Source organism: Sphingomonas sp. (genome assembly GCF_019242355.1).
In the GTDB taxonomy this organism is placed as follows: Bacteria; Pseudomonadota; Alphaproteobacteria; order Sphingomonadales; family Sphingomonadaceae; genus Sphingomicrobium.
In genome coordinates this window covers 1-5,002 of the sequence record NZ_JAFAVR010000170.1, presented here as the reverse complement: position 1 = coordinate 5,002, position 5,002 = coordinate 1, and the positions used below count along the sequence as shown (strand labels likewise).

Annotated in this window: 4 protein-coding genes and 1 pseudogene; 2 read left to right on the top strand and 3 right to left on the bottom strand. The window is 66.2% G+C overall.

Features of this window, described 5'->3' with window-relative positions:
* A pseudogene (locus JOZ79_RS08670) lies at nt 1-1,515 on the bottom strand (autotransporter domain-containing protein); the annotation flags it as partial.
* Nucleotides 1,516-1,924: 409 nt separating this feature from the next.
* On the opposite strand from JOZ79_RS08670, the gene JOZ79_RS08665 reads away from it, so the two are divergent.
* Nucleotides 1,925-2,641: a glutathione S-transferase gene (locus JOZ79_RS08665; RefSeq protein WP_294073256.1), complete on the top strand. Its 717-nt coding sequence runs from the start codon at nt 1,925-1,927 to the stop codon at nt 2,639-2,641.
* A 19-nt stretch (nt 2,642-2,660) separates the two neighbouring features.
* Here JOZ79_RS08665 and JOZ79_RS08660 read toward each other — a convergent pair whose 3' ends face one another.
* Nucleotides 2,661-3,266, bottom strand: coding sequence for a DUF6445 family protein (locus JOZ79_RS08660; RefSeq protein ID WP_294073254.1), 606 nt, complete (start codon nt 3,264-3,266; stop codon nt 2,661-2,663).
* 118 nt (nt 3,267-3,384) lie between these two features.
* Between JOZ79_RS08660 and JOZ79_RS08655 the strand changes: the two genes are divergently transcribed.
* Nucleotides 3,385-4,284, top strand: a complete 900-nt coding sequence (locus JOZ79_RS08655) for a pirin family protein (protein ID WP_294073253.1) — start codon at nt 3,385-3,387, stop codon at nt 4,282-4,284.
* A 22-nt stretch (nt 4,285-4,306) separates the two neighbouring features.
* Here JOZ79_RS08655 and JOZ79_RS08650 read toward each other — a convergent pair.
* A partial coding sequence (locus tag JOZ79_RS08650) for a glutaminyl-peptide cyclotransferase (RefSeq protein ID WP_294073251.1) occupies nt 4,307-5,002 on the bottom strand: 696 nt, incomplete at its 5' end.

The window sequence follows — 5,002 nt, the reverse complement described above, 5'->3', positions numbered from 1 at the left end:
GCCGCCGAACAGGATGTTGCCGCTGATCGAAGGCGCCGGCGATCCGCTCGCGCCGGCGATCTGCTGCACCGTCGCGCCCGTGGAATTGGCCCTGAGATCGATCGCGATTCCATTGTCGCCAAGGGTGGAGGCATTGGTGACCGTGATCGTTCCGGAGTTCTGGATCAGGCCGACCGTACCGCTCCTGTCGACGATCGCGGTTGCGGTTCCGTCGGTTCCGTTCAGGCTCGCCGTGATCGAGCCGCTGTTGGTGATCGATGCGACCGATGCACCGGCGTCGATGGAGATGGCCTGGGCGCCGGTGGTCGCAGTTCCGCCCCCGGTCGCCTGGATGATGCCGGTCACCTTGACGGCTGGGACGTGAGCGCCTGCGCCGAGACGCAACGCCGTCGCGTCCGCGTTGATGGCGAGCGCGCCGAGTCCACCGCCAACGGTCATCCCGCCATCGATCGTCACGTTATGGCCGAGGCCGCCGATCTGGATGCCCGTCGCCGAAACGCCGGTGTAGACGCCCTGGCCGCCGATCGCGCCCTTTGTGACGAGACCATCCGACGATCCCGACAGCACTCCGACGGTGGTATCGGCGGTCGCGGAGCCGATCAGGACGGCGGGAGCGGAGCCATAGCTGTTGATCGCGGCCGTGCCTTCGGATGCGTCGGGGATGCCGTCGCCGTCGACGTCCGTGTTGGTCGTGCTGGCGGTTGGCGCGGCGTCGAAGATGATGCCATGCGCGACGTTGCCGGAGATGGCGACCGCCGGACCGCCCTGGAGCAGGTTGTCGGCGCCGAGCTTCGACGTGTCGGCAGGCGCGGTCGCCGCGCTATAACCCGTCGCGCTCACGGCATTCTGGATGGAGACGGAGCCGCCGACATCGCCGGCGATGTCCACGCCAATCGAATTGGCGCCCTGCGCGGCCACCGCTCCGTTGATGAGCTGGACATTGCCAGTGACGTTCGAAGTGCGGATCCCGACGCTGTTATCGCCAAGGACCGAGACGGTGCCCTTGGTCATGGTGAGCGAGCCGGCAAGCGTGCTGTCGATCGCGACGGCAGCGGAGTGGTTGCCCTTCACCTTGATGTCGCCGCCAATGTTGACGGCACCGGTGAAGGTTCCGCCCGGAAGGACGTGGATCCCGAACCGGTTGGTGCCTTGCGCGAATGGTCCGTCGGGCACTCCGTCGCCGTTGGTGTCGCTCGGCGCGTAGGTTTCGTCGATGGTGATCGTGCCGGTGTTGCTGATGATTCCGGTAAGGTTGGTGTCGGCCAGGATGCCGGTCGAATTGTTCGCCCCGCTGATCGCGATCGCGCCCTGGTTGGTGACGCTGTTGCTGCTGTTGATCGTCACGGCAGCGCCGGAGGACGGCTTCACCGATCCCGTCGACGTGATCGTGATGTCCTGACCGTTCGTCGCGACCGGAGTGGTGACCGCCGTGCTGATCGTCTGGTCGGCAGCCGCCGGGGTCGCAAGAACCGCGGCAAGAGCGCCAAGGCCACTGGTCGTCAACAGGTTGCGCATTCTCAATCCTCCTGGTCGCGGGGTCGCCGCGGCGGTGATGCACGTGAGCCTCCGCACCTTCAGGGCCGGCCCGAAGTGCAAAGTCTCGATCAAGGGGATTCAAAAAAGGCGGCCGATGCCACCTGTTCAGCCCCCCTGACAGACGCTTCAAGGCGCCTGAAACTCTGAAGCTCCGATGAACGCCGGAGCATTGGTGTGTTAGTTGAATAACGCGGCCGTTACTGCAGTTCCGACGACTGTTCAAGCGGCTTCGGCCGGTGCTGCTCGTCCGCCCTGGCGAACGCGTTGAATTCACGGAAAAAGGGCCGAACCGAGGGGCAGCGGATGATCCATGCGGCGCTTGGGGAGTTGTCGCATCAGCGGGTCCATGAACTGTCGATCCGCGCGAGCGCTCCGGGAGAGAGCAGCGATGGCGGACGAGCCTTACGACCTGTGGTACTGGCCAGAAATCCCCGGACGAGGCGAGTTCGTCCGGCTGGCGCTGGAGGCGGGCGGCATCGCCTATCGCGACCGCGCCCGCGAAGAGGGCAGCGAGGCGCTGGTCAAGGACATGCGAGCGCGGCTGGGCGAGCGGCCGTTCGCACCGCCCTATCTGCTGATCGGCGACCATTGCCTCGCGCAGACGGCGAACATCCTGCTGTACCTCGGCGATCATCATGGGGTCGGTCTGTCCCGGCCCTATCCGCGCTGCTTCGCCCATCAGCTTCAGTTGACCATCGCCGACATCGTGGCCGAGGCGCACAACGTCCACCATCCGGTCGCGATGAGCGCTTACTACCACGACCAGAAGGCGGAGGCGGCGCGCGCGGCGAAATCGTTCCGCGCCGAGCGGATGCCCAAGTTCCTCGGCTATTTCGAAGCGGTGCTGTCGGATCGCGGCCCGTGGCTGGCCGGTGAGCGCTGGAGCTATGTCGACCTGTCGCTGTTCCAGCTGATCGAGGGGCTCCGCTACGCCTTCCCGCGGCGGATGAAGGCGCTTGCGCCGACGCTGCCGCTGTCGCTCGCATTGCGCGACCGGGTCGCAAAGCTGCCCGAGCTTGCCGATTACCTTTCCAGTGAGCGCCGGATCCCGTTCAACCAGGACGGTATCTTTCGCCACTATCCCGAGCTGGACGGCGAGAAGTGAGGAACGGGCCGCTGATCGGTCACGAGTTCCATCGCTTGAAGAACATCAGATAGACGAGCCGGCCGTTTTCGAGGCTGTCCCCGAAGCCAGGGCCCGCGGTGTGCCAATATTGCGGCTGAAGGAGGACGAGGCGGTTGAACCGCATCGGCACCGTCATCGTCAGCTCCCACTTCGACCGATCGAGGGAGTCCTCGTCGACGGCTTTCCGGAAGTCGTCGTAGGAGGCATATCCGACCGCGTTGAGGCTGGGCAGGTCGCGCGGGACATAGTCCATGCCGCTCGGCAGATGCCGGTAGAATTCAGTGCCGCCGCGGCAATCCTCCGGACGACTGAGGTAGAGGATGCCCGACCAGTGCGTCGGATCGATGTGAATCTTGCCGCGCGTCTCATTGTCCCGCGCCAGCGTAAGGCGACAGCTGCCGTGCGATTGCAGGGGCAGCGGAACTCGAACACGTTCTCCCACGAGGGTCGAGACGAGGCGTTCGAGGCCCTCGATCTGGATGTGCTCGATCGAATTGCGGCCCGGATATTCTCCCGTGGTCGCATAGTTGAGGCGCAGCGCATGGGCTCGGAAGTCTTCGGGCCGGCCGAGGAAATCGTCGATGACGGTCAGTGCGAGCCCCATTGCCCTGGCGTAGGAGGGGTGCGCGTCCAGGCAACTGCCATTAGATGAAAGCGCGCCCAGGGCCGACGGAGGGCGTGGGCTGTTCCGTGACCGACCGGTTCGCGATGGGAGACGAGTGATGGTCGAATCCGCGTTCGAAATGACGATTACCCCGGTCACGCACGACCTCGGCGACTTCAAGGTTCGGCGCGCGCTGCCGGCTCGGCAGCGGACGATGGTCGGGCCGTTCATCTTCGTCGACGAGTTCGGGCCGGCGCGACTCCCGGCCGGGCGCGGCATGGACGTGCGGCCGCACCCGCACATCAATCTCGCCACCGTCACCTACCTGTTCGAGGGCACGATCGAGCATCGCGACAGCGTCGGTTCCGACCAGGTGATCCAGCCGGGCGCGATCAACCTGATGACTGCGGGGCGAGGCATCGTCCATTCGGAGCGCTCGCCCGAGGCGCTTCGCCCGGACGGGCCGAGTCTCTACGGGATGCAGACCTGGCTCGCGCTTCCGGACGGGCGCGAGGAGGTCGAGCCGGCATTCGATCATGTTCCGGGCGAGGCCTTGCCGCTGGTCGGGGACGGCGGGTCGTCGGCGCGAGTGCTGATGGGTAGCCTCTGGGGTGCGGCCGCCGCGACCCGCTGCGACAGCGCGACAATTTATGCCGATATCCTGCTTGGGAGCGGTGGATCCGTGCCGATCGATGCGGTTGCCGACGAGCGGGCGGTGATGCTGGTCGATGGACGCGCCGAGCTTGATGGGCAGGCGCTGGAGCTGTTCGCGCTCTACGTCCTGAGGCCGGGCCACACCGCGAGATTGGCCAGCGCCGGGGGCGCCCGCGCGATGCTGATGGGCGGCGAGGCCTTCGCGACGCGGCGCTACGTATTCTGGAACTTCGTGTCTTCGTCGCGCGATCGTATCAACCAGGCGAAGGAGGACTGGAAGGCGCAGCGCTTCCCGCTGGTTCCCGGCGACGACCAGGAGTTCATTCCGCTGCCCGAGGTCCCGAAGACCGTCAGCTATCCCTGAGGCGCGGGCCCCGCCCCCCCGGTCAGTGCTCCCGCTTGGGCGGCGCGATCTGGAACAGCACCGGCCAGTCCTTGCCGGTGACGAACAGGCGGCGATGGGCTGCGTCCCAGGCGATTCCGTTCGGGACGTCGTTTTCTTCGGTGTTGCCGGCACGGGCGTGAAGCGCGCTGACGTCGATCCAGCCGATCACGTGGCCGCTGGCCGGGTCGATCCGGGCGATCCGGTTCGTCAGCCAGATGTTGGCGAGGATTTCTCCATCGACATATTCCAGCTCGTTGAGCTCGGTGACCGGCTGCCCATCTGCAGTCACGCGCAGGAGGCGCCGCGGCCGGAAGCTGGCGGGATCGACGAACCGCAGGGTGTCGGTGCCGTCGGACATGATGAGGCTCTTGCCGTCACTGGTCAGCGCCCATCCTTCGCCCGGATAATGGAAGCTCGACAGCTTCCTGAAATTGTCGCGAGACCAGCGGAACCCGACGCCGTTCTTCCAGGTCAGGCTGAGGATGTTCCCACGCCACGGCGCGATGCCCTCGCCGTAGAGCGGCGGGTTCACCGCCACCTGCCGGATCACGCGGCCCGTCGCGAGGTCCACCTTGCGCAAGCCCGAGCGACCGAGCTCGCCCGTGCTTTCGTAGAGAAAGCCGTCGAGATAGAAGAGACCTTCGGTGAAGGCGCGGCGGTCGTGGGGATACTCCCGGATGACGCGGGCCGGTTCGAC

What these genes read in the sequence shown, in the direction of transcription:
- JOZ79_RS08665 (WP_294073256.1), top strand. Translation starts at nt 1,925, where the DNA reads ATGGCGGACGAGCCTTACGACCTGTGGTACTGGCCAGAAATCCCCGGA.
- JOZ79_RS08660 (WP_294073254.1), bottom strand. Translation starts at nt 3,266, where the DNA reads ATGGGGCTCGCACTGACCGTCATCGACGATTTCCTCGGCCGGCCCGAA.
- JOZ79_RS08655 (WP_294073253.1), top strand. Translation starts at nt 3,385, where the DNA reads ATGGTCGAATCCGCGTTCGAAATGACGATTACCCCGGTCACGCACGAC.